This is a genomic window from Actinomadura sp. NPDC047616, from assembly GCF_040642915.1.
GTDB classification, from domain to species: domain Bacteria; phylum Actinomycetota; class Actinomycetes; order Streptosporangiales; family Streptosporangiaceae; genus Spirillospora; species Spirillospora miaoliensis.
The window spans coordinates 127,866-150,786 of sequence record NZ_JBEYTB010000010.1 but is presented as its reverse complement, the minus strand read 5'-3'; the positions used below and the strand labels follow the sequence as shown (position 1 = coordinate 150,786).

General features: G+C 73.4%; 22 protein-coding genes. 13 read left to right on the top strand and 9 right to left on the bottom strand.

The annotated features are described in order from the left end of the window. The first annotated feature begins 47 nt into the window (after window positions 1–47). Window positions 48–599, top strand: coding sequence for an HXXEE domain-containing protein (locus tag ABZ801_RS24115; protein ID WP_360701538.1), 552 nt, complete (start codon window positions 48–50; stop codon window positions 597–599). A 215-nt stretch (window positions 600–814) separates the two neighbouring features. Here ABZ801_RS24115 and ABZ801_RS24110 read toward each other — a convergent pair whose 3' ends face one another. The 4 genes from ABZ801_RS24110 to ABZ801_RS24095 all read right to left on the bottom strand — a co-directional run bounded on the left by ABZ801_RS24110 (window position 815) and on the right by ABZ801_RS24095 (window position 4,996). Beyond that, a complete protein-coding gene (locus ABZ801_RS24110; protein WP_360701535.1) occupies window positions 815–2,308 on the bottom strand; it encodes a tripartite tricarboxylate transporter permease in 1,494 nt (497 codons plus the stop codon). A 1-nt stretch (window position 2,309) separates the two neighbouring features. Then, window positions 2,310–2,846: a tripartite tricarboxylate transporter TctB family protein gene (locus ABZ801_RS24105; protein WP_360701532.1), complete on the bottom strand. Its 537-nt coding sequence runs from the start codon at window positions 2,844–2,846 to the stop codon at window positions 2,310–2,312. Continuing rightward, window positions 2,843–3,835 carry a tripartite tricarboxylate transporter substrate binding protein gene (locus ABZ801_RS24100; protein WP_360701529.1) on the bottom strand — a complete coding sequence of 331 codons (993 nt, stop codon included), beginning with the start codon at window positions 3,833–3,835 and terminating at the stop codon, window positions 2,843–2,845. The genes ABZ801_RS24105 and ABZ801_RS24100 overlap by 4 nt, the downstream gene beginning before the upstream one ends. A 159-nt stretch (window positions 3,836–3,994) precedes the next feature. Continuing rightward, a complete protein-coding gene (locus tag ABZ801_RS24095; RefSeq protein WP_360701527.1) occupies window positions 3,995–4,996 on the bottom strand; it encodes a tripartite tricarboxylate transporter substrate binding protein in 1,002 nt (333 codons plus the stop codon). Window positions 4,997–5,134: 138 nt separating this feature from the next. Between ABZ801_RS24095 and ABZ801_RS24090 the strand changes: the two genes are divergently transcribed. From ABZ801_RS24090 to ABZ801_RS24060, 7 genes are all read left to right on the top strand, one after another. Beyond that, window positions 5,135–6,766, top strand: a complete 1,632-nt coding sequence (locus ABZ801_RS24090; RefSeq protein WP_360701525.1) for an ATP-binding protein — start codon at window positions 5,135–5,137, stop codon at window positions 6,764–6,766. Further along, complete coding sequence (locus ABZ801_RS24085) at window positions 6,763–7,455, top strand: response regulator (RefSeq protein ID WP_344946688.1); 693 nt, start codon at window positions 6,763–6,765, stop codon at window positions 7,453–7,455. Before ABZ801_RS24090 ends, ABZ801_RS24085 begins: the two co-directional genes overlap by 4 nt. Before the next feature lie 198 nt (window positions 7,456–7,653). Then, a complete protein-coding gene (locus tag ABZ801_RS24080) occupies window positions 7,654–9,534 on the top strand; it encodes a ferric reductase-like transmembrane domain-containing protein (RefSeq protein ID WP_360701522.1) in 1,881 nt (626 codons plus the stop codon). A gap of 55 nt (window positions 9,535–9,589) precedes the next feature. After that, on the top strand, window positions 9,590–10,141 hold the full coding sequence (locus ABZ801_RS24075; protein ID WP_360701519.1) for an FMN-binding protein: 552 nt from the start codon (window positions 9,590–9,592) through the stop codon (window positions 10,139–10,141). A gap of 50 nt (window positions 10,142–10,191) precedes the next feature. Next, complete coding sequence (locus ABZ801_RS24070; protein WP_360701517.1) at window positions 10,192–11,007, top strand: FAD:protein FMN transferase; 816 nt, start codon at window positions 10,192–10,194, stop codon at window positions 11,005–11,007. Window positions 11,008–11,053: 46 nt separating this feature from the next. Then, entirely contained in the window at window positions 11,054–11,179 is a 126-nt protein-coding gene (locus ABZ801_RS24065; protein WP_360701514.1) for a hypothetical protein, read from the top strand. A 15-nt stretch (window positions 11,180–11,194) separates the two neighbouring features. Beyond that, on the top strand, window positions 11,195–11,704 hold the full coding sequence (locus ABZ801_RS24060; RefSeq protein WP_360701511.1) for a WD40 repeat domain-containing protein: 510 nt from the start codon (window positions 11,195–11,197) through the stop codon (window positions 11,702–11,704). Window positions 11,705–11,763: 59 nt separating this feature from the next. Here ABZ801_RS24060 and ABZ801_RS24055 read toward each other — a convergent pair whose 3' ends face one another. After that, window positions 11,764–13,434 carry a serine/threonine-protein kinase gene (locus ABZ801_RS24055; RefSeq protein ID WP_360701508.1) on the bottom strand — a complete coding sequence of 557 codons (1,671 nt, stop codon included), beginning with the start codon at window positions 13,432–13,434 and terminating at the stop codon, window positions 11,764–11,766. A 61-nt stretch (window positions 13,435–13,495) separates the two neighbouring features. Here ABZ801_RS24055 and ABZ801_RS24050 point away from each other — a divergent pair, with 61 nt between their 5' ends. After that, entirely contained in the window at window positions 13,496–13,810 is a 315-nt protein-coding gene (locus ABZ801_RS24050) for a hypothetical protein (protein ID WP_360701506.1), read from the top strand. 43 nt (window positions 13,811–13,853) lie between these two features. Here ABZ801_RS24050 and ABZ801_RS24045 read toward each other — a convergent pair whose 3' ends face one another. Beyond that, entirely contained in the window at window positions 13,854–14,243 is a 390-nt protein-coding gene (locus ABZ801_RS24045; RefSeq protein ID WP_360701503.1) for an MmcQ/YjbR family DNA-binding protein, read from the bottom strand. 232 nt (window positions 14,244–14,475) lie between these two features. Between ABZ801_RS24045 and ABZ801_RS24040 the strand changes: the two genes are divergently transcribed. Next, entirely contained in the window at window positions 14,476–16,056 is a 1,581-nt protein-coding gene (locus ABZ801_RS24040) for a M28 family metallopeptidase (RefSeq protein ID WP_360701501.1), read from the top strand. Between the two features lie 59 nt (window positions 16,057–16,115). Here the strand turns inward: ABZ801_RS24040 and ABZ801_RS24035 are convergent, their stop codons facing one another. Continuing rightward, window positions 16,116–18,137, bottom strand: coding sequence for a cellulose binding domain-containing protein (locus tag ABZ801_RS24035; RefSeq protein ID WP_360701498.1), 2,022 nt, complete (start codon window positions 18,135–18,137; stop codon window positions 16,116–16,118). Window positions 18,138–18,627: 490 nt separating this feature from the next. On the opposite strand from ABZ801_RS24035, the gene ABZ801_RS24030 reads away from it, so the two are divergent. The 3 genes from ABZ801_RS24030 to ABZ801_RS24020 are packed head-to-tail and all read left to right on the top strand — an operon-like array spanning window position 18,628 to window position 21,567. Next, complete coding sequence (locus ABZ801_RS24030) at window positions 18,628–19,431, top strand: SAM-dependent methyltransferase (protein WP_360701496.1); 804 nt, start codon at window positions 18,628–18,630, stop codon at window positions 19,429–19,431. Window positions 19,432–19,474: 43 nt separating this feature from the next. Then, the gene (locus tag ABZ801_RS24025; protein WP_360701493.1) at window positions 19,475–21,085 is read left to right on the top strand and encodes an AMP-binding protein; all 1,611 of its coding nucleotides are present in this window, start codon (window positions 19,475–19,477) and stop codon (window positions 21,083–21,085) included. Next, the gene (locus tag ABZ801_RS24020) at window positions 21,082–21,567 is read left to right on the top strand and encodes a hypothetical protein (RefSeq protein WP_360701490.1); all 486 of its coding nucleotides are present in this window, start codon (window positions 21,082–21,084) and stop codon (window positions 21,565–21,567) included. The genes ABZ801_RS24025 and ABZ801_RS24020 overlap by 4 nt, the downstream gene beginning before the upstream one ends. Window positions 21,568–21,628: 61 nt before the next feature. On the opposite strand, the gene ABZ801_RS24015 is transcribed toward ABZ801_RS24020, so the two are convergent. Both ABZ801_RS24015 and ABZ801_RS24010 read right to left on the bottom strand, forming a co-directional pair. Continuing rightward, complete coding sequence (locus ABZ801_RS24015; RefSeq protein ID WP_360701487.1) at window positions 21,629–22,348, bottom strand: HEAT repeat domain-containing protein; 720 nt, start codon at window positions 22,346–22,348, stop codon at window positions 21,629–21,631. Next, window positions 22,240–22,851, bottom strand: coding sequence for a HEAT repeat domain-containing protein (locus ABZ801_RS24010; protein WP_360701484.1), 612 nt, complete (start codon window positions 22,849–22,851; stop codon window positions 22,240–22,242). The genes ABZ801_RS24015 and ABZ801_RS24010 overlap by 109 nt, the downstream gene beginning before the upstream one ends. Window positions 22,852–22,921: the final 70 nt, after the last annotated feature.

The following is a 22,921-nucleotide window of genomic DNA, read 5'->3' as shown; positions in this document are numbered from 1 at the left end:
CATGGCACCGGTTCGGTCGAGATGGGCCGAACTGACAGACTCTCCGCATGAGCGGATACGGGGAGGCGCGGGGCGAGGGGACCGTCGGCGCCGCGGTCACATTCGGCCTGCTGGCGGCGTGGGCGGTGCACGACGCGGAGGAGGTGGCCGCGATGCCGGGGTGGAGCCGCGACCGCGTTCCGGAGCTGCGCGAGCGGTTCCCGCAGGTGCCGGACGCGCTCTGGCGGCGCGTGGAGTCGATCGACGGCCGCGAGTTCGCCGCCGCCGTCGGGGTGATGGCGGTGCTGGTGGCCGCCGCTGCCGCCGACGGGCACCGCACGCGCGGCCGTTCGGCGGTCTACCAGGCCGCGCTCGACGGCTTCGGCCTGCACGGCGTGGTGCACCTGGCGCAGGCGGCCGCCGTGCGCGGCTACACGCCCGGGTCGGTCACCTCGGCGGCGGTGGTGATCCCCTTCACGCTGTGGGCGCGCGGACGGCTGCGGCGCGCGGGAGCCCTGCGCCCCACCCGTCCCGGCGACGCCGTCCAGGCCCTCGCCTTCGCGATGGCGGCCGTCGCGGGCTCGCACATGGTGGCGCGGAAGATGCTCCGCCGCAGGTGAAGCCCGACGCAACCCACCGCCCTCCGGGCGACGAGTGGCGGCCCGACCCGTCCGAGCCCCCGCACCCGGTCGCCAGATGGCTGTACGGGGGCGTCGGCGTCCTGGCCTGACGCCCGGCGGAGCGCGAAAAAAGGCGATCTGGGGACGGTGGGCGAGGGAGCGCGTCCACCGGCCCCAGATCGCCGTGCGGGGGCGGGTCCGGGAAGATCCGGCCGTCAGCCGGAGCGGCGGCGCAGGACGGGCACCCTGCGCAGCAGCGGCCACAGCACGATCAACGCGATGATCACGTAGACGGCCACCGCGAACGGGGTGTTGACCAGTCCGGACACGCTGCCGTCGCTGATCTGCAGGGCGCGCCGCAGCTGCTGCTCGGCGTTCGGGCCGAGGATCACGCCGATGACGGCGGGCAGCACGGGCAGCCCGTAGCGGCGCATGCCGAACCCGACCAGCCCGATGATCAGCAGGATGACCAGGTCGACGACCTCGCCGCCGACCGCGTACGCGCCCACCGCCGCGAAGAACAGGATCCCCGCGTACAGGTACTGGCGCGGGATGCGCAGCAGCTTGGCCCACAGCGGCGCCAGCGGCAGGTTCAGCGCCAGCAGCAGCACCATGCCGACGAACAGCGAGGCGATCAGGCCCCACACCAGCTCCGGCTCGCGTTCGAACAGCAGCGGGCCCGGCTGGATGCCGTACTGCTGGAAGGCCGCCAGCATCACCGCGGCCACCGCCGTCGTCGGCAGGCCCAGCGTCAGCATGGAGCCCAGCGTCCCGGCGGCCGAGGCCGACGCGGCCGACTCCGGTCCCGCCACGCCCTCGATCGCGCCCTTGCCCCAGTCCTCGCGGTGCTTGGACAGCCGCTTCTCGGTGACGTAGGACAGGAACGTCGGGATCTCCGCGCCGCCCGCCGGAATCGCGCCGAACGGGAAGCCGATCACCGGGCCGCGCAGCCACGACTTCCAGGTGCGCCGGACGTCGTCCCGGCCGAGCCAGGGACGGCCCACCGGGATCGCCTCGGCGGTGGTGCGGCGCAGGTGCGCCGCCACCCACAGCGCCTCGCCGATCGCGAACAGCCCGACCGCGACGATCACCACGTCGATGCCGTCGGCCAGCTGCAGCGACCCGAACGTCAGGCGCTGCTGCCCGGTCATCTGGTCCAGGCCGACCAGGCCGATGGTGAGGCCGATCAGCAGGGACGCCAGGCCGCGGATGCGGGAGGCGCCCAGCACGGACGTCACCGCGATGAACGCCAGCACCATGATGGCGAAGTAGTCCGGCGCGCCGAAGTCGACGGCCAGGTCGGCGACGGCCGGGGCCAGCGCGACCAGCAGCAGCGTGCCGATCATGCCGCCGGTGAAGTGGCCGATGGCCGCGGCCGCCAGCGCCTGCGCGCCGCGTCCGGACCTGGCCATCGGATGGCCCTCCATCGCCGCGACCACGGCGGCGCTCTCACCGGGCGTGTTCAGCAGGATCGACGTGGTGGACCCGCCGAACATGGCGCCGTAGTAGATGCCCGCGAACATGATGAACGCGCCGGTCGGGTCCAGCCCGTAGGTGACCGGGAGCAGCAGCGCGACGGCCATCGCCGGGCCGATGCCGGGCAGGACGCCGATGGCGGTGCCCAGCAGCACGCCGATCGCCGCCCACAACAGGCTCAGCGGGGTCAGGGCCGTGCCGAACCCGTCCAGCAGGTTGCCGAAGGCGTCCATGTCACAGCACTCCCATCAGCGGTCCGCCGGGCAGCGGCACCCCGAGCAGGTCGTTGAAGACGACGTAGGTGACCAGCGACAGCGCGGCGGCGATCAGCGGGTCGCGGTCGAACCGCCGGCTGCCGAGGGCGTACGCGGCGCCCCAGAACAGCAGCGCCCCCGCGGCGGGGAAGCCGAGCGGCTCGATCAGCGCCGCCGTGGCCAGGAACACCCCGGCCAGCAGCAGCACCGTGCGCCAGTCGGCCGGTTCGGACAGGTCGATGTCCTCGCCGCCCTCGGCCTCGCCGCGGCCGCCGCGCAGCACGTCCACGGCCAGCAGCGCCGCCACGGCCAGCAGTCCGGCGCCGACCACGATCGGCACGGTGCGCGGGCCGACCGGGCCGCGCTGGGTGATCTCGACGTTCATGGTCAGCGCGTCGAACAGGGTCAGCGCGCCGACCGCCAGCAGCAGGACGCACACGCCGAGCTCGGAGTGCTCGCGCAGCCACGAGCGGCGTTCGGGCGCCGCGGGCGCCGCGGTGGTGTCGGTGGCGGTCACAGTCCCAGCTCCTTCAGCACGGACACGACGCGCTTGTCCTGTTCGGCCAGGAAGCGGCCGAACTCCTCGCCGGTCAGGAAGGCGTCGGTCCAGCCGTTCTTGCGCATCGACTGCTGCCACTGCGGCGAGTCGTGCAGCTCCTGGAACAGCCGGACGAGCTTGCCGCGTTCGGCGTCGGACAGCCCCGGCGGGGCGACGATGCCGCGCCAGTTGGTGAAGTTCACGTTGAAACCGGCCTCCTGCAGGGTGGGCGCGTCCAGCCCGGGCACCCGCTTGGCGCCGGTGACGGCCAGCAGCCGCAGCTCACCGGACCGGATCTGGTCGAGGTACTCGCCGACGCCGGACACGCCGAAGGCGACCTTGTTGCCGAGGATCGAGGCGAGCAGCTCGCCGCCGCCGTCGAAGGGGATGTAGTTGACCCGCTTGGGCGCGATCCCGGCGGCCTGCGCCATCAGCATGGGCGCGAGGTGGTCGGGCCCGCCGGGGGACGACCCGCCGCCGACCGGCAGCTTGCCGGGGTCCCCGCGCCACGCCTCGATCAGTTCGCCGATCGTCTTGTACGGCGAGTCCTTGGCGACCACGACGACGTCCTGCTCCTCGGTGAGCCGGGCGATCGGCGTGGTGTCGGCGAGGGTCTTGGGGCTGTGGTTGGAGCGGGCCGCGCCGACCACGCCCAGCCCCATGGACATCGCGAGTTTGCCGTTGCCGTGCTCGCTCACCAGCCGGGACAGCCCGACCGTGCCGCCGGCCCCGGGCAGGTTGAACACCTCGATGCCGTGGGTCAGCTCGGCGTCCTCGGCGTCCCTGGCGGCCGTGCGGGCGGTGATGTCGTACCCGCCGCCGGGGGTGTTGGGGACCATGAAGCGCAGGCCGGGAATCCGCGTGCCGGTGTCGGCGCCGCTGCCGGTGGTCAGCAGCGGCGGTCCCGCGAGCACGAGCACGACGGCCCCGAGCAGCGCGAGGAGGGTGCGCAGGCGCACGTATGCCACCACCTGTCGGTACGTCATTGATCATCACGGGGTGTGAAGTGGCCCACATGTTGCCCGCGTGTTAACGGCCTGTCTCGCTTCCGGAACCAACGGAGGTTGTGTTCGTTGTGTTCACGGGGTGTGTTCGCGGAAGTGCCGTCCGGCGAACGAAAAGAGGGGTCAGGCCACGTCGAGACCGGCCAGGAACCGGGCGACGGCCCGGCTCTGCGCGTCCAGGAACGAGGCGTACTCCTCCCCGGTGGCGAACGCGTCGATCCAGCCGTGCTTGGCGAGTTCGGCCTTCCACTCGCGGGTGCGGCGCAGCGCGGTCAGCGCCTCGATCCAGGTGCGCCTGTCGTCGGCGCTGATGCCGGGCGGGGCGACGATGCCGCGCCAGTTGGAAAAGACCAGGTCGATGCCCTGGGACTGCAGCGTGGGGACGCCGCCGAGCGCGGGGGCGGGGCGGTCGGACGTCACCGCGAGCACCCGCAGCTGCCCGGCGCGGATCTGCCCCAGCAGCTCGCCGAACCCGCTGGCCCCGAAGGTGAGCCTGCCGTCCAGCAGCACCGGCAGCAGCTCCCCGCCGCCCCCGTCATAGGACATGTAGCGGACCTGCCGGGGATCGATGCCGACGGCCTCGGCGAGCTGCATGGACATCAGGTGGTCGGGCCCGCCCGGGGCCGAGCCGCCGCCGACCGTCACCCGCGCCGGGTCCCTCTTCCACGCGGCGACCAGTTCGCCGATCGTCCGGTACGGCGAGTTCCGCGGCACCACCACGGCGCCCGGCTCCTCGACCAGCCGCGCGATCGGCGTGGTGTGCGCGACGCTCACCCGCGTGCCCGACACCGTCGAGGCGCCCAGCACTCCCAGGCCCATCTGCATGGCCAGCCGGCCGTTGCCGCGCTCGTTGACGATGCGCTGCAGGCCGACCACCCCGCCCGCGCCCGGCAGGTTGAACACCTGCACGTCCGAGGCGATCCCGGTGTCCTTCATGACCTTGGCGGCGGTGCGGGCGGTGGTGTCGTAGCCGCCGCCGGGAATGTTCGGCACCATGATCCGCAGATCCGCGCCGGGCCGCGCTCCCGATCCCGGCCACGGCCCGCAGGCGACCGCCGCCACCAGGACCAACGCCGTCCAGACGGCGAGCAGGGCGCGCGGACGCGTCGCCGCAGTGCCCCCCATCACACCCCTCTCTTCCGCTTCCGGCCCGCGGGCGTCATGATTGTGCGACTCGGCACCCGAGCCGCCCGGATCAGGTAAGTACTGAAGGTTGAGTTCATTGTGGTCGCCCCGTTCCGCCGTCATAGTCTCGCGGGCGAGATGCTGGTGCTCCAGCTCGCCATCGTCGTGATGGTGCTGCTGGCGGTCGCCGCGATCTCGCTGGCCCAGTCCGAGGCCACCTTCAACCGGGTCGAGGGACGCCGCGTCGTCGCGCTGGCCGAGCAGCTGGCCGCCAACCCGCTGGTGCGCAGCCGGCTCGTGCGGCCCGCGCCACAGGAGTCCCTCGCCCCGCTCGTCCAGTCCACTCTGACCCAGTCGGGGGTCAGCTCCGTCACCGTCGCCGACGGCGACGGCCGGATCGTCAGCGCCACCGACCCCACGGTGATCGGCGGGCGCATGCCGCTGGGCGCGGGCGCCGCCGCGGGCCGCGGCTGGTCCGGCGAGCTGACGCTGGGCGGCAGCCGCGAGCTGGTGGCGCAGGTTCCGGTGATCGGCGAGTCGGCCGACAGCCTGGGCCGGCAGCTGGGCGTGGTCATGATCGGCGAGGAGTCCCCGACCGTGTGGCAGCGGCTCGGCGGCGCGTCCTCCAACCTGCTGGTCTACCTCGGCCTGGCCAGCGGGCTGGGCCTGGCCGGGTCCTGGCTGCTGGCGCGGCGCGTCAAGCGGCAGACCCTCGGCCTGGAACCGCGCGAGATCACCGGGCTGGCCGAGTACCGCGAGGCCATGCTGTACGGCATCGCCGAGGGCGTGGTCGCCCTGGATCCGCAGCACCGGCTCACCCTGGTCAACGAGGTGGGGCGGCGGCTGCTCGACCTGCCCGCCGGCTGCGTCGGGCAGAGCCTGGCCGACCTCGGCATCGACGGCCGGCTCCGGGACGTCCTCACCGGAGCCCAGGACGACGCCGGGGACGGGGCGGGGGAGCGGCGGGACGAGGTGGTCATCCGCCGGGGCCGGGTGCTGGTGATGAACCGGATGACGGTCGAGAAGGACGGCCGTGTGCTCGGCTCGGTCACCACCCTGCGCGACCGCACCGAACTGGCCCACCTGGAGCGCGAGCTCGGTTCGTTCCGCAGCTCCTCGGAGCTGCTGCGCGCCCAGGCCCACGAGTTCGCCAACCAGCTGCACACCATCTCGGGGCTGATCCAGATCGGGGAGCAGGAGGAGGTGGTGCGCTACATCCGGGCGCTCAAGCAGCACCGCCAGGACCTGGACGTCACGCTCAGCCGCCGGGTCCGCGACGGCGCCGTCGCCGCCCTGCTGATGGCCAAGTCGTCGCTGGCCGCCGAGCGCCGGGTCGCGCTGCGCATCTCCGAGCGCACCGCCCTGGACCGCCTGGCCGCCGAGGACGCCGCCGACGTGGCGACCGTGGTCGGCAACCTGGTCGACAACGCCGTGGACGCCGCCGCGTCCGCCGGCGCCGCGTCCGGGGCCGGGGGCGATGCCTGGGTGGAGGTGGAGTTGCGGCAGGATGCCTCCAGCGTGGAGATCGTGGTGCGCGACTCCGGTCCCGGCGTGGCGCCCGAGCTGGCCCAGGAGGTCTTCTCCCACGGCTTCACCACCAAGGCCGCCCAGGAGGGCGAGCGCGGCATCGGCCTGGCCCTCACCCGCCTGGTCTGCGAGCGGCACGGCGGTGAGATATCGGTGACCAACACGCCCGAGGGGGCCATGTTCATCGCCCGCATGACCGTCCGCGCCCTGGCCGACGAGATGACGGAAGGAGCCCGCCGATGAGCGAGCCGACCGGCGCGATCGACGTGCTGGTGGTCGAGGACGACTTCATGGTGGCCCGGGTGCACCGCGCGTTCGTCGAGCGGGTCCGGCCGTTCCGGGTGGCGGGCGCGGCCAGCACCGGCGGGCAGGCGATCGAGGCCGTCGACCGGCTGCGTCCCGACCTGGTGCTGCTCGATCTGTACCTGCCGGACATGTTCGGCCTGGACGTCATCCCGCGGCTGCGCACGGCCGGGCACGACTGCGACGTGATGGTGATCAGCGCGGCGCGGGAGGCCGAGACGCTGCGCGGCGCCGTCCGCCAGGGCGTCGTGGACTACCTGCTCAAGCCGTTCGAGTTCGAGGACCTGCGGCCCCGCCTGGAACGCTACGCGGCCCGCCGCCGTCGCCTGCTGACGACGGTGGTGCGGGGGCAGGCGGACGTCGACCGCGTCCTGGCCGGCGCCGCCGTGCCCGCTCCGGGCGTCACCCTGCCCAAGGGCATGAGCGTGGAGACGGCCGAGCTGATCGAGCAGGCCCTCCGCGACGCCGACGGCAGCATGTCGGCCACCGAGTGCGCGGCCCTGACCGGCGTCTCCCGGGTCAGCGCCCGCCGCTACCTGGAGCATTTCACCGCCGTCGGCAGCGCCGAGGTGTCCCTGCGCTACGGCGTCGCGGGCCGTCCCGAACGCCGCTACAGCTGGCGCGGCTGACCTCGCTCCCGTCCCGTCCGCCCCGTCCGGGGCGTCGGCGGTGAACCGCATGTCGCGGCCGGGCCGTACGGCTTGTCGTCAGGCCCCGGGCCGGCCGCGTCTGGTGATCGATGGTGCGCGTGCCTGGGCGGTTCCGGTCGAGGAGGACGAGGTGCACGCAGACATGACGGTTCCCGCGGCCGATCCCCGTGCCCGGTGATGGACGAGCGTCTGAGCCGGAACGGGGCGGCCCACCTGGCCGACGGCGGTGACCCCGACGGGTTCGCGGGATGGGACGACGACCGTCACCGTGCCGCCGGCGAACCGTACGGCAGCTCCTGGGACCGGCGCCGGACGGCCCTGCGCCGTCCCGTGCCCGACGTGGGCCCGGAGGGCGCGTGGTCCCCGCTGGGCGCCGAGCCGCAGCAGGCCCTGTCTCCGCGCAACCAGGGGATGTCCGCGCGCAACGAGACCCTCTCCGCACGCAACGACCCGGCGCTCGCGCAGAACCTGACGATGCCGCTGACGGCCGACGCCGTGTCTCCCCTGGCCGAGCCCCTGTCGCGCCCCGCCGACCCTCTGTCCCGTCCGTCCGAACCCGGGGCCCGTCCGGCCGATCCCAGGTCGCGTCCGGCCCGTCCCGCAAGGGGATCGGCCGGTACGGCGCCCCGCTATTCGCGGGACGCGCGGGAGCGGGAACGGGCGGCCCGCACGGCGGCCCCTCCGCGCTCGGTCCGGCCCGGGACACGCTCCGGGCGCCCCGCGCGCGGGGAGGCGCCGGGAACCAGGATCGCGGGCGACCGGCTGCTGGTGATCCTGCTGTTCTGGGCGTTGCTGGCCACCAGCGCGGGCCTGTGGGTGTTCGCCACCCCCGCCGTCACCCTCACCACCCCGGCCGAGATCATCACCGGGGTCGGGCGGGTCACCGGCCTGGTCGGCGGATACCTGCTGATGGTGCAGATCCTGATGATGAGCCGGGTGTCGTGGCTGGAGACGTGGGTCGGCGGACACGACCTGACGCGCTGGCACCGCCGCCTGGGCGCCTGGACGCTGGTGCTGGTGCTGGCGCACGCCGGATACACCGTCGTGGGTTACGCGCTGACCGACCAGGTGACGATCGCCGAGCAGACGGTCACCCTGCTCACCACCTACGAGGACATGCTCGGCGCGTTCGCCGCCGTCGGGATCATGGTGGCGATCAGCGTGCTGGCGGTCCGCGCGCTGCGCCGCCGCCTGCCCTACGAGCTGTGGCACTGGCTGCACCTGGCCACCTACGCCGTGCTGATCCTGGGATACGGGCACCAGTTCGCCACCGGGTCCGAGCTGTCCCAGGACGGTTTCGCCCGCTGGTTCTGGACGGGCCTGTACGCCCTGGTGATCGCCTGCCTGTTCTGGGGGCGCCTGGTCGAGCCGCTGTGGCTGAACCTGCGGCACCGCCTGCACGTCGTCGACGTGGTCCCCGAGTCGGACACGATGGTGTCCATCTACGTCGGCGGACGCGCCCTGGACAGGCTGGGGGCGCGGGCCGGGCAGTACTTCCGCTGGCGGTTCCTGACCGGCGGCTGGTGGCAGTCGCACCCGTTCTCGCTGTCGGCGGCGCCCAACCAGCAGTGGCTGCGGCTGACCGTGAACGCGGTCGGCGGCTACACCGCCGGGCTGCGCCGGATGCGTCCCGGGACCAGGGTGATCGTCCACGGCCCGTCGGGGACGTTCACCGCCGACCACCGCACCCGCCGGCGCGCCCTGCTCATCGCCGGCGGCAGCGGGATCGCCCCGGTCCGGGCCCTGCTGGAGGAGCTGCCCGGCGAGACCGTAGTGATCTACCGGGCGACCGACCCCGACGACATCGTCTTCAAGGACGAGCTGCGCGGCCTGGCGCAGCGGCGCGGCTTCCAGCTGCGTTACGTGCTGGGCTCGCGCCACGAGCCGGGCCCGAGGCGCCTGTTCACCCCCGAGGGGCTGCGGGAGCTGGTCCCCGACGTGCGCCACCGCGACGTGTACCTGTGCGGCCCGCCCGGGATGGTCGAGTCCGCCATCGCCGTCCTGCGCCGCCTGCGGGTGCGCCGCCGGCAGATCCACCTCGACCCGTTCGAGTTCTGACCCGCACCACCTGTTCCCTGTCCGAATCGGTTTGATCTGTTCACCTGGAGAAGCGATGCGCCGAACCACCGCGGCCGTCTTCGGCACGCTGAGCGGGACCGCCCTGCTGCTCGCCGCGAAATTCGGGGCCGACGCGGCCGCCGCCGGGAAGGGGGCGGCCGGAGCGGACCAGGCCGCCGCCCAGGCGGGCGGGCAGCTCGCCCCCGGTGCCGCGGCCCCCGCCGCGCCCGGGGCCGGCCGGTCATCGACCGCGCCCGGCCAGGCGGGCGCGGGCGGCTCGCGTTCCGGCGCGGGCGCCGGGGCCGGCGGTGCGGCCGCCGCGAACGGGCTGAAGAACGGCCTGTTCCGGGGCGGCGCCTCGGTCAACCCCTACGGCCCCATCCAGGTCACCATCAGGGTGGCCAACGGGCGCATCACCGGGGTCGCCGCCACCCACGCCACGTCGCCCGCCAGGACGCTGCAGGTCAACCGGCGCGCCATCCCGCTGCTGCGGCAGGAGACCCTCCAGGCCCAGAGCGCCCGGATCAACGCCGTCTCCGGCGCCACCTACACCAGCCGTTCGTTCGCCGCCTCGCTGCAGTCCGCGCTGGCGGCGGCGCGCGCTTGACCGCGGCGCAGGCGAGACCCCGCAGGACGCACGGAGGGCGGCACCCGAGCATGCACCACATCGAGCACGTCATGGGCACGGCGGTCGGCATCGAGATCGCCGACCTGCTCCCGCGCGGCACGCTGATCGAACTGGTCGAGCAGACCTGCGCCTGGCTGCACGAGGTGGACCGGCGGTTCAGCACCTACCGCGACGACAGCGAGATCACCCGGCTCGACACCGGCGAGCTGACGGAGGAGGAGTGCTCCCCGGACACGCGCGCCGTGCTGGACGCCTGCGCGGCCCTGCGCCGCCGCACCGGCGGCTACTTCGACGCGCGGGCCACCGGGCGGCTGGACCCCTCCGGGTACGTCAAGGGCTGGTCGGTCGAGGTCGCCTCCCGCCGCCTGGCCCGCGCGGGCGCCCTCAACCATTGCATCGACGCGGGCGGGGACGTGCGCAGCCGCGGACGTCCCGAGCCCGGCCGCGCCTGGCGCATCGGGATCCGCCATCCGTGGGAGCCGGACAGGCTGGCATGGGTGGTGACCGGCACCGACCTGGCCGTGGCCACGTCCGGCACCTACGAACGCGGCCACCACGTCATCGACCCGCACTCCGGCGAACCGGCCCGCGAGCTGTGCTCGGTCACCGTCACCGGCCCGGACCTGGCCGTCGCCGACGCCTACGCCACCGCCGCGCTGGCCATGGGACGCGACGGACTGCTGTGGCTGGCGCGGCTCGCCTCCTCCGGTTACGAGTCGGCCGCCGTCACCCACGACGGCCACGCCTACCGCTCCGGCGGGCTCCCCGTGGCGGCCGACACCGAGCCCCCCGAGCCCGCGGACCCGGGCGACGACCCCGCCGAACCGGCCGCCGCGCGTCCCTGAGCGGCCGTGTCCCGTCCCGCCCAGCCGACCACGGAAGGCCAGCCCCATGCACAAGTTCTTCCTGTTCCTCGTCACCACGACGCTGCTCGCCGGGCTCGGCGTCGGCGTCTCGATCAGCGTCACCGGCCCCGCACCGCCGCGCGACACCGGCGCGGCCGCCGAACGGCCCTGAGCAACGGCCCCGGCCGTGCGGTACAGCGGCGACGGGACGCTGCTGGCGGTGGTCTGCGACGGCATGGCCAAGGGCGTCATCGTGGTGGACGCGGCCGACGGATCGCTCCGCCAGGAACTGGTCAGCACCGGACCGCTGGTGCGTCACTGCGTGGCCTGGTCCGCCGACGACCAGATCCTGGCCGTGGGAGACCAGCACGCCGGTCACGTCCGGCTCCGGCACCGCCGAGACGACGTCTTCACCGCCGGTCGCACCTTCGCACCGCCCCCGTCCGCCGACGAGCCGGACCGCGACGTCCCCGAAGACCTGGCCCTGTCACCCGACGGAACTCTGCTCGCTGCGGCGTACACGTACGGCGACGTCCACGTGTGGGGCATCGAGAGCGGCCTTCACCTGTGCCGCCTGCGCGGCGCACAGGAGTCCCTCGGCTCCGTCGTCTTCGTCGACGACCACCGCCTCGCCGCGGCGGGCGGTGACGTCGACGCGGGCCCGCCCGTCCACCTGTGGACGATCAATGCCGGGTGACGGCTGGAACAGCGGCCGGCCGGCGGATGATCATCCGACCCGCCTGACGGCACGTCCGCTCAACTCATCCTTTTCAGCAGGCCGCTGGAGCCGCCGGCGCGGTACTCGACGGTGTCGTCGCCGACCAGCGTGAGGCTCTGCTTTCCCACGCTGGAGCAGGCGTAGCTGGGCTTGCTGTAGGTGACCCGGGTACGGATCACGATCATCCGCTCGCCCGACGACACCAGTTCGCCCACCCCGCGGCATTCGGTGGTCCCGTGCACGGTGCGGGTGGTGACGATCTCGCTGCCCGTCCGTCCCTGCCGGACCGTCATGCGGCGGGTCTGCCCGCCGGTGATCTCGCCCTCCCAGATGCCGACGAGCTTGGCCGGGACGGCGTCGCCCCCGGCGTCGTCCCGCGTGCCCGGCGATGCCTGCCGGGTGGCGGGCGGCTCGGCGGCGCGTCCGGTTCCCGCGGTGCCACGGGGCCGTTCCGAACTGGCCACGGCCCCTTCACCGTCGCCGTCGCCGGACGACGTCGCGACCACGAGGACCACGGCGGCGACGAAGACGGCCGCGGCGCTCGCGATGTAGACCGGCAGCCGCGAACGGCCCGGGGCGGTCGGCCGCGTCTGCCACGCGGCCGGGTGGCCGGGCGGCGGCGCGCCGGGCGGCACAGTGCCCGGCACCGGTGTGCCCGGAGGCAGGGGCTGGGGCCGCGCGAACGGGGGCGGGGGAGCGGCGTGGACGGCCGGGCCGGGCGGCGGGCTCGGCGGTGGATGGGCGGCGGGCGGCCGCTGCGGGTGGGGCGGCGTCCCGGCCGGATCGTCCGGCAGCCGCCGGGTGGCGTCGGGCTGTTCCAGGTCGAGCAGCCGGACGGCGTATCGGCCGAGCCGCTCCACCAAGCCGGCGGGCAGCCACGACTCCCGGCGGACATCGTCCTCGGCGGCCCGGCGCGCGATCTCGTCGAGCGACGGGCGCTGCCGCGGGTCCTTGGCCAGGCAGTCGGCGACGAGGGAGCGCAGCGGCTCGGTCATCCCGTCCAGGTCGGGTTCGGCCGACACCACCCGCATCATCAGCGCGTGCACGCCGCCGTCGGGGGTGGCGAACGGCTGCCGTCCGGTCGCCGCGAACGCGAGCACCGACCCCAGCGAGAACACGTCGCCGGCCGGGCCGACCCGCTCGCCGCGCACCTGCTCGGGCGACATGAACGCGGGCGTTCCGATGACCGCCCCGGTACGGGTCGCGACGCTGGCGTCCACCGCGCGGGCGATCCCGAAGTCGATCACGCGGGGGCCGTCCAGCGTCAGCAGCACGTTGGACGGCTTGAGATCGCGGTGGACGAGCCCGGCGCCGTGCACCGCCCGCAGCGCGGCGGCCAGCCCGTCCGCCAGGCGCCGCACCGTGAACTCCGGCAGCGGCCCGTGGTCCCGCTCGACGACCTGGTGCAGCGTGGGCCCGGCGATGAACCCGGTCGCCAGCCAGGGGGCGTCGGACTCGGTGTCGGCGTCCAGGACCGGCGCGGTGAACTCGCCGCCCACCTCGCGCGCCGCCCGCACCTCGTGCCGGAAACGGCGGCGAAAGTCCGGATCATGGGCCAGCTCCGCGTGCACCAGCTTGATCGCCACGGTCCGGCCACCGGGCGACCTGCCCAGGAAGACCCGGCCCATGCCGCCCGCGCCGAGCCGTGCCAGCAGACGGTAGGAGCCGATGGCGCGCGGATCCTCCGGACGCAGCTCCTCCAAGGTCACGTCCCGGCCTCCAGGGGGTCGTATGATCGCGGACGCAGTATAACGACGCTCTGACACGGCGTTGAGGCGGCGCAAGAGCAGCCTGATCTGCGCCATCATCGACCAGACCGGCCGGGACGCGACGCTGCGCGACACCTGGCGGCGCTTCTTCGGCGGAGCCGCGGACGTCCCGGCCGAGGCGCTGGAACGGGACCGGGCCGCCGGGCTGGTGCCCGGCCTCGGCGACGCCCGCGCCGTGTGCGGCACGCTCACCTACATGTGCGAACGCAACTTCTCCATGCTGTTCTCCCGCGAACACCGCCCCGAGGAGGAGGACGAACTGTGCGCCCTTCTCCTCGGGGTGAGCCGCCGCGCCCTCGGCTACCCCGCCTCCTGAAGCAGGTCCGAGCGAGTTCGAGGAGCGCCCCGACGAGTGCGCGTCAGGCGGTGGCGGGCGCGCCGCCGGCTTCGCCCCGGCGCTGCGTGAGGAGCGCGGCCAGGCGTTTGGGAGCGATCAGGCGGTAGCTGTCCTCGACGAGTTCGGCGATCTCGTCCCAGTCCTGGTCGACGTTCAGGCGGGCGCCCACCCACCCCTTGTGGCCGACGTACGCCGGGACGAAGAAGCGCTCCGGGTCCTCGGCGACCAGGGCCTCCTGCACTCCCGGGCCGCCCTTGAACATCATCGTCAGCCCGTCCTCGGTGGTCATCACGAACAGCTTGTCCCGCACCCGATACGAAGGCGCGGTGTGACCGCCGAACGGTTTCTCCACCGCCTCCGGCAGGGACAGGCAGATCTCCCGCAGCCGTGCCGCCGCATCCAGGTCTTCCATGCCGGTGCATCCCTTCCACCCGAAGCAGATCGCCCAGCCTAGGCGCACCCACCGACAATGCCGGTGGCGGGCGCGCGACGTCGCTTCCCGCCGGACGGCGGTGCGGATCCGGGGTGGACCGCATCGGGTCGGCGGCCACCTCCGGCCATGCGCGCCGCAGGGGAATGGCACTACGTTCCGAGATCGAGCTTGGGGAAGCGCCATCCCCTTCGTCCCCCTGTGGAGCAGCCGAATGCGTCTACACCCTCGGAACGCCCACCTGCGCCGGGCCGGGTTCCGCGCCGCCACCGCGGTCGCGGCGCTCGCCCTGCCGTTGTCGCTGGCCGCCCCCGCCGGAGCCGATCCCGGCACGGCCGACCAGCGGCGCGTCATGGCGTCGATCACCGCGCCCGGCGCCAAACGGCATCTGCAGACGCTGCAGTCGATCGCCAATGCCAACGGCGGCACCCGCGCCTCGGGCACGCCCGGCTACGCCGCCTCCCGCGACTACGTGGCGGGGCAGCTGCGCAAGGCCGGGTACAACGTGACCGTCCAGCCGTTCGAGTTCCCCTTCTTCCAGGAGAAGTCCACGGCGCTGCTGAACCAGGTCTCCCCGGACCCGGCCACCTACCGGCCGACCCCGCCGGACGGCAGTTCGCTCGGCGACTTCGCCACCATGACCTACTCCGGGTCGGGCGACGTCACCGCGACCGTGCAGGCCGTCGACCTGACGCTGCCCCCGGCGCCGCAGCCCGGCTCCACCAGCGGGTGCGAGGCGTCCGACTTCGCCTCGTTCACCGCCGGGAACATCGCGCTGCTGCAGCGCGGCACCTGCAACTTCGAGGACAAGGCCCGCAACGCCCAGGCCGCCGGCGCGGCCGGCGTGATCATCTTCAACGAGGGGCAGCCGGGCCGCACCGAGACCCTGCAGGGCACCCTCAACCAGCCCGGCCTCACCATCCCGGTGGTCGGCACCAGCTTCGCGGTCGGTGAGGACCTGGCCTCCCCGGCGGGCACCGTCGTGCGGGTCAGGACCGACACCGAGAGCGAGAACCGCACCACCTGGAACGTGCTGGCCGAATCGAAGAAGGGACGCGCGGACCGGGTCGTCATGAGCGGCGCCCACCTCGACAGCGTCCTGGCCGGACCGGGCATCAACGACAACGGCTCCGGCAGCGCCGCGCTGCTCGAGGTCGCCCTGCGCACGGCCGAGCTGCAGCCCCAGAACAAGGTGCGGTTCGCCTGGTGGGGCGCCGAGGAGCTCGGCCTGCTGGGCGCCGAGCACTACGTGGCGAACCTGTCGGAGGCCGACCGCGCCAGGATCCGGCTCTACCTGAACTACGACATGGTCGCCTCGCCCAACTACGCCTTCAAGATCTACGACGGGGACGACTCCGACGGCGTCGGCTCCCCGGCCGGTCCGCCCGGATCGGACGAGATCGAGAAGACCTTCGAGAAGTACTTCGACGCCCTGCGCCTCGGCCATGTCGGCACCGACTTCGACGGCCGCTCCGACTACGGCCCGTTCATCGCCGTCGGCATCCCGTCCGGCGGCCTGTTCACCGGCGCCGAGGGCGTCAAGACCGCCGAGGAGGCCGCGCTGTTCGGCGGCACCGCCGGTGAGGCGTACGACCACTGCTACCACCAGGCGTGCGACGACCTGTCGAACATCAACGACCGGGCGCTCGCGGTGAACCTGGGCGCGATCGCCCACTCCACCCTCACCTACGCCTACAGCAGCGACCTGCCCGGCCCCGAGACCCGCACCGCGACCACGGGCGCCGCCCGCACGGCCGCCGCCGGCCACGGCCACGGCCACGGGCTGACCAAGTAGAACCTTCGGCGCCCGTGTACGCGCGCACCCCCGGATGCGTGGCGTACACGGGCGCCTTCTCATTCGGCGTGGCAGACGGTGCCGTTGAGGGTGAACACCGACGGCAGGACGTTCGGGCCGCTGTATCCGGCGACGAAGCCCACGTTCACCGTGCCCCCGCCCGCGGCGAGTTCGGCGTTGTGGTCGAGGTTGGTCACCTTGACGTCCCGGCCGTTCTGCTGCCAGGCGCCGTTCCAGCCGCCGTTCATCTGCTGCCATCCGGTCGGCCAGGTGAAGGCGAGCGTCCAGCCGTTGACGGAGGCGGGGCCGGTGTTGGTGATGTCGACGCTCGCGATGTAGCCGTTCGACCAGTCGCCGTTGGCGCTGTAGCGGACGGTGCAGGTGCTGTCCTTCGGCGTGCCGGTGGTGAAGGTGAGCGGAGGCGACGCCCAGGAGACCTTGCCCGCGGTGTCGCGCGCCAGCACGTTGACGGTGTACCGGGTGCCGGGCCTGAGGTTGCGCGCCGTGAACGAGGTCCCCGCGGTCTCGCCGAGCTGCTCGCTGGTCGCGCCGTCCTGCCGGTACACCTCGTACTTGGCGATCGGGTGGTCCCCGGCGGCGGCCGCGGGCCAGGAGATCGCGGCGGTGCGGTCGGTGACCTGCGCGGCGGTGGGGGCGCCGGGCTCGGCCGGCGCGCCGGACGGCTTGCTCGCCGGGTGCAGGACGAGCGTGGTCAGCGAGTAGGGCGGCAGCGTCCGGGTCGTGGCGCCGCCGTCGCGCCCGGAGGTGATCGAGGTGCCGCCGTTGACGTGGGAGTACACGGTGGGAGCGCCGCCGGCCGGGGTGTACCCGACGTAGTCGAGGTTCACCGTGCGCTCGTTGTCGGGGTCCTTGTTCAGCAGCAGCACCGCCAGGTCGCCGTCGGGACGGCGCGCGGCGTGCGCGGTGACCAGCGGATCGTCCGTCCCGGCCTGGACGAACCGGTCGCCGGGACGGACGAACAGGTTCATCATCGACAGCCCGTGGTAGGGCGCGAACGGCGTGTTGAGCGGCGGCTCGCACACCGACCCGTCCGGCGTGCACGTCCCGCTGGAGAGCATCCCGAAGTCGCCGTAGTCGGTGTGCCCGGCGACCGTGGACACCTTGTCGATGCCGTTGTGCACGTTCCACCAGTTGACGGTGAAGACGCCGTTCTTCAGCAGCCCGCTGTAGACGTCGGCCAGGAACAGTGCGCCCGGCTGGGTGTTGGGGCCGACCCCCACGTTGGTCTCGGTGAGACTGATGCCGAGGCGCCGGCCGCCGGCGTAGCGGTCGATCTGCCCGCGCAGCAGATACATGGCGTCGTCGATGTGCGCCGACTTGGCCAGCGCCTCGGCCGCGGTGCCGCCGCCCGGGTACCAGTGCACGTCCACGAAGTCGATCTTCGATCCGGCGATCGACAGCACCGTCTGGTTCCAGCTGCCGGCGTCGCCCTCGCCGACCAGGGCGTCCGGCCAGTTCGCGGGCATGGTGAGCACCGCGCCGACCTTGATCGCCGGGTCGACCGCCTTCATCGCGTCGGCGAACGCGACGACGCCGCGGGCATACGCCGCCGGGCTCTTGTCCGGGTGGTGGTCGGCCTCCCACGCCGCGCCGTAGTGGCCGTTGCCGTAGTTCTCGTTGCCGACCACCCAGTACCTGGTGCCGTACTTCTTGGTCACGTTGGCGTACCGCACCCAGTCGGCGGCCTCCTCGGGCGTCCCGGTGCCGTAGTTGGCGATGATCATCGGCTCGGCGTCCATCCGCTTCACCGACGCCATGAACGTGTCGAAGTCGGTGTCCGGCGCCACGTATCCACCCGGAGCGGTGTGGTCCTTCCAGTGATAGATGTCGCCGTAGGAACCGCCCGGGTACCGTTTGACCCGCACCCCGGCCGACTTCATCAGGTCGGACACCGCCGTGGTGCCGAGCTGGGAGTCCCAGATCGCGTCGTTGATCCCGAGTCCGGTCTCCGGCATGGTCGCCAGCCCGCCCCGGACGTTGACGGTGACCGCGACCGCCGCGGACGCCGCGCTGGAATGCCCGGGGCCGACGAGAACGGCGGCGCTCAGAAGCGACGTCACGAGCGCGGCGAGAAAACGGCGAATCCGCATGGGAAGTCCCATCGACACAGCGGTGATCAAGTGGCCTCATGCTGAGATCGCCCCATCCCCGTGTCAACGCCGAGCCGAGCCGCCGCCCTCGTCCGCCGCCGGCCGGGCCCGCGCCGCAGAAACCGCATCATGCCTGTTCAGCGCCCCCGACCCGGCGCCTCCGAGGTGCCCGCCCCCGCCCTCGCGGCCCCTTCCGCCGCTCCCGCGTTCCGTGAAAACTTTCACGCCGGGCCCCACCGTCCGTGTGGACGTCGCGCCGGAGAGGAACCGGCGCCGCGACCGATTCGCCGTCTGGGTTGGAGGTGTTATGTAGCTGATTGCCGGTTAGCTGGTGTTTCGCTGGAGACTGGTGGGAACAGTGCGGCCGGAAAGGCGCGATCTGACACTAGGATGATCGTGAACATCGCACGGCGTGGCCCGTGACTCCTGCGTCAGTACGCACGGCCGGTGAGGAGCGACGGTGGCGGACGAGCGGCCTCGGCCGAAGGGTTTCGACCCGAGTGTGCCGAACATTGCTCGCATGTACGACTACTACCTCGGTGGCAAGGACCACTACGAGGCCGACCGGGTGCGGGCCGAGGAGGCGATGTCCGCCGATCCCACCCTGCTGTCCACGATCAAGGCCAACCGGGCCTTCCTCGGACGTGCGGTGCGCCATCTCGCCGAGCAGGGCATCGACCAGTTCCTCGACATCGGCACCGGCCTGCCCACCCAGCAGAACGTGCACCAGATCGCGCACTCGGTGAACCCCGACGCCCGCGTGGTGTACGTCGACTACGACGAGCAGGTCGTCGCGCACGCGCGGGCGCTGCTCGCCGGGTCGGGAAACGTGCGGATCGTCCAGGCCGACCTGCGCCGTCCCCAGGAGATCCTCGACCACCCCGACACCGGCAGGCTGCTGGACTTCAGCAAGCCGGTGGCGCTGCTGCTGGTGGCGACGCTGCACTTCATCCCGGACGAGGACGACCCGCCCGGCATCATGGCCCACCTGCGCGACGCCCTGGCGCCCGGCAGCCACCTGGCGCTCACGCACGCCTCGGCCGACGGCATCCCCGACGTGGTCGCCAAGGTCGTCGAGGTCTACAAGAAGACCTCCGCACCCGGAACGCCGCGCACCGCCGAGCAGGTGCGCGCGCTGTTCGGCGACTTCGAGCTGCTCGACCCCGGGCTGGTGTGGGCGCCGCTGTGGCGTCCGGAGCAGCCGGTGAGCCCCGAGGAGGCCCTGCGCATCTGGTTCTACGCGGGCGTCGGCCGCAAGTCCTGAGGTCTTGGCGGACCGGCTCCGATCGTTGGTCGTTGGGGAGGACATGGCCGAGGGAGACGGCGACATGCGAGCCATGACGGTCGGGGCCGCGCTGGCGGACGCGGCGAAACGGGGCGGGGCGTTCCTGCACGACGGCGACGACACCCTCACGTTCGGCCGGTTCGACGAGCTGGCCGACCGGGTCGCGGCCGGGCTGCTGGCGCGCGGCGTCCGGCGCGGCGACCGGATCGGGCTGCTGGGCCCGAACACGCCGCAGTGGCTGGCCGTCTTCTTCGGCGCCGCGCGGATCGGCGCGGTCGTCGTCCCGCTGAACGTGCGGTACCGGGAGCGGGAGCTGTCGTACATGCTCGGCCAGAGCGGCGCCCGCATGGTGGTCAGCGTGGACGCAGTCCCCGACTTCGACTTCGCGGCGTTCTTCGACGGCTTCCGCGCGCAGCTGCCGGACGTGCGCGACTACGTGTTCTTCGGCGGGGGATTCGCGGGCAGCGTCTCGTTCGACGAGCTGACCGCGACCCCCGTCGACGCGGCGGCGCTGACGGCGGCCCGCGAGGAGGTGACCCCGGACCACCCGCTGCTGATCCTCTACACGTCCGGGACGACCGGACGCCCCAAGGGCGCGGTCATCACCCATGGCGGCATCCTGGCCTCGGCGTCGGCGCAGGCCGAGCACTTCGCGATGGGCCCCGGCGACGTCCAGCTCGGGCACCTGCCGTTCAACCACGTCGGCGGCATCACCTGCACCATCATGACCGCGCTGGTCAGCGGGGGAGCGGTGGCGCTGGTGCCCGCGTTCGGCCCGGACGCCTCGCTGCGCGCGATCGAACGTCACCGCGTGACCGTCCTGGCCGCGGTGCCGACGATGTACGTTCTGATGCTCGGCCGCGACGACTTCGCCGACCGCGACATGTCGTCGGTGCGGATCTGCATAGCGGGCGGTTCCAACGTGGAACCCGCGCTGGCCGAGACGATCCGGCGGGGCTTCCCGGCGGCGTCGCTGTACGGCCTGTACGGGCTGTCGGAATCGTCGGGCGCGTGCGTCCTGTCACGCCGGGACGACGACCCGGAGACGGTGTCCCGCACCCTCGGCGCGGTGATCGGCGACTTCGAGGCGCGGGTGGTCGGCCGGGACGGGGCCGTCCTGCCGCCCGGGGAGGCCGGCGAGCTGCAGATCCGCGGCGGCTGCGTGGCCGCCGGGTACTGGGACATGCCAGCGGAGACCGCCGAGGTCTTCCTGCCGGACGGCTGGCTGGCCACCGGCGACATGGTGGAGATGGAGCCCTCCGGCCACCTGGTGCTGCGCGGCCGCAAGAAGGAGATGTACATCCAGGGCGGCTTCAACGTCTACCCGGTGGAGATCGAGAACGTCCTGACCGCGCACCCGAAGGTCGCGATGGCCGCGGGGATCGGCGTGCCCGACGACGTTCTCGGCGAGGTCGGCCGCTTCTACGTGGTGCCCCGGCCGGGGGCCGAGCCCCCCACCGCCGAGGAGCTCACCGCCTACTGCCGGGACCGGCTGGCCGACTACAAGGTCCCCCGCCAGTTCGTCGTCACCACCGACGTGCCGCTGACCCCCGTGGGGAAGATCCACAAGTCCCTGCTCAAGGAGCGCCACCTGGCGGACTCCCAGGGCGCGGACGCGAGAGAAGTCTCGTGACCTCCGTGCACCGCCCCGGCATCGGGGAGCTGATCTTCGAACGAGGACCTGGCGACGTGCGCCTGTGGTGCGTCGAGCGACCTCCGCACAGCTCGCTCTACGGCATGCCGGTCCAGGCGACGATAATGCTCCAAGGCACCGAGGAGCTCGACCAGGCCGACCCGTCCCTTGTCGCCGAGGTGCTCGGTGACGTCGACCGTCACCTTGAGGCCGGACTTCGTTTCATGCACGGGACGCTCGTCGGCGACCCGGCTTTCTTCGGCCTCGCCGAGGCGGACATTGATCCCTACCGGGAACTGCGCGCCACGGACCTGCCGGTGGACTCTCCGCAGCTCAACTTCTATGTCGACGAGTGGCACATACGCTTCGCCGAGGGGCGGTTCCCCATCTGCCACCCCTACGGCATCGCGGTCGCCTTCGATCAGCGGACACCGATCCGGGTCGACGACCTCAGCGACGCCGAGGAACTCGAGATGGAGTGACCGGCGCCGTCCGTGATGCGGGACCGCGGGATGCGGGACCGCGGGATGCGGCGGCCACGGGTCAGCCCGGATCCAGAACGCGCAGGGCGTCGGCGGCGGCCCGGCGAACGCGGGGGGAGTCGCCGCCGGACAGTTCGGTGAGATGGTCGGTGACCTCGGGGCCGGCCGAAGGCGGCGGGCCGCCGTGCGACCGCCCGTACTCGGTCAGCGCGAGTGCCGCCTGGTAGCGGACGGCTTCGTCGGGGTCCCGGAGCAGGGCGGTGAACAAGTCGGCGTTGTGCCGGTCGCCCGCCGCCCCCAGCGCGCGGGCGGCGGCGCCGCGCACTGCCGGAGGCGCCGCCGTCCGGCCTGCCACCAGCGCACGCAGCCGCCGGACGGCGCCGGGTGTGCCGATGCGGCCCATCGCCCAGGCGGCGACCGGACCGGCGTCGCGGTCGTGCAGCCAGCGGACGGCCGCCGCCAGGCCGCGGTCCCCGCATTGCCCGGCGACACCGAGCAGGACCCTCGCCACGGAGGGGGCGCGTTCGGCGTCGAGCGCCGCGAGCAGGCGGTCGGCCGTCTCCGGCCGCGGATCCCGGGACAGGATCCTTGCCGCGGCCTGCCGCACCTCCGGCTCGGCGGCGGTGAGCGCGGCGACCGCGAGGTCCCGGCGGCCGCGCTGGGCGACCATGGTCAGGGCCGTCGCACGTGCCCTTCCCGGGCCCGAAAGCGCCACCCGCGACAGCGGGGGCAGCAGGACGTCGTCGTGTTCCCGCAGGTGCAGCACCCTCCAGACCACCACGCCCGCGAAGTCCCGGACCGCCCGCGCGGGATCGTCGAGCAGGTCGACCAGCGCCTCGACGTCCCCGGGCTCGCCAGCCGGCGCAGCGCGACCAGCGCGTTCAGCCTGACGTGGTACTCCTCGTCGCGCAGCAGCCGCCCGAGCGCGGCGGTGACGGCCGGACCGGTCAGCTCCAGGCGGTCCGCCGCCGACGCGGCCCGGCGCCGGACCCGTGCGTCCGGGTCGGCCAGCAGTTCGACCAGAAGGTCGTGGACCGGCCTCTCGACGGCGCGCCGCCCGTCCCGCGGCGCAGGCGCCCCGCGCGTTGGCGCCAGGAGCCTGCCGAGCCCGATCGCCGCGGCCGCGCGCACCCCGGGATCGCGGTCCCGCGCGGCCGCGATGAGGACCGCGGTGTGCTCTGGGCGGCCGATCCGTCCCAGTCCTTTGACGGCGGCCGCACGCCGCGGCGGATCGGCCTCTGAGATCTCTCGCACGAAGAACGCGATCTGGTGCTCGGTCCCCACGGCATCTCCCCCTTGCCCAGGGAGACGTCCACGCCACCCGTGCGGTTGTCTCCGCCCGGCTCCTCCGGGA

Bases quoted from the DNA above. Each gene is read 5' to 3' on its own strand.
- ABZ801_RS24115 (WP_360701538.1), top strand. From the start codon at position 48: ATGAGCGGATACGGGGAGGCGCGGGGCGAGGGGACCGTCGGCGCCGCG.
- ABZ801_RS24110 (WP_360701535.1), bottom strand. From the start codon at position 2,308: ATGGACGCCTTCGGCAACCTGCTGGACGGGTTCGGCACGGCCCTGACC.
- ABZ801_RS24095 (WP_360701527.1), bottom strand. From the start codon at position 4,996: ATGGGGGGCACTGCGGCGACGCGTCCGCGCGCCCTGCTCGCCGTCTGG.
- ABZ801_RS24090 (WP_360701525.1), top strand. From the start codon at position 5,135: ATGCTGGTGCTCCAGCTCGCCATCGTCGTGATGGTGCTGCTGGCGGTC.
- ABZ801_RS24085 (WP_344946688.1), top strand. From the start codon at position 6,763: ATGAGCGAGCCGACCGGCGCGATCGACGTGCTGGTGGTCGAGGACGAC.
- ABZ801_RS24080 (WP_360701522.1), top strand. From the start codon at position 7,654: ATGGACGAGCGTCTGAGCCGGAACGGGGCGGCCCACCTGGCCGACGGC.
- ABZ801_RS24075 (WP_360701519.1), top strand. From the start codon at position 9,590: ATGCGCCGAACCACCGCGGCCGTCTTCGGCACGCTGAGCGGGACCGCC.
- ABZ801_RS24070 (WP_360701517.1), top strand. From the start codon at position 10,192: ATGCACCACATCGAGCACGTCATGGGCACGGCGGTCGGCATCGAGATC.
- ABZ801_RS24065 (WP_360701514.1), top strand. From the start codon at position 11,054: ATGCACAAGTTCTTCCTGTTCCTCGTCACCACGACGCTGCTCGCCGGG.
- ABZ801_RS24045 (WP_360701503.1), bottom strand. From the start codon at position 14,243: ATGGAAGACCTGGATGCGGCGGCACGGCTGCGGGAGATCTGCCTGTCC.
- ABZ801_RS24040 (WP_360701501.1), top strand. From the start codon at position 14,476: ATGCGTCTACACCCTCGGAACGCCCACCTGCGCCGGGCCGGGTTCCGC.
- ABZ801_RS24025 (WP_360701493.1), top strand. From the start codon at position 19,475: ATGGCCGAGGGAGACGGCGACATGCGAGCCATGACGGTCGGGGCCGCG.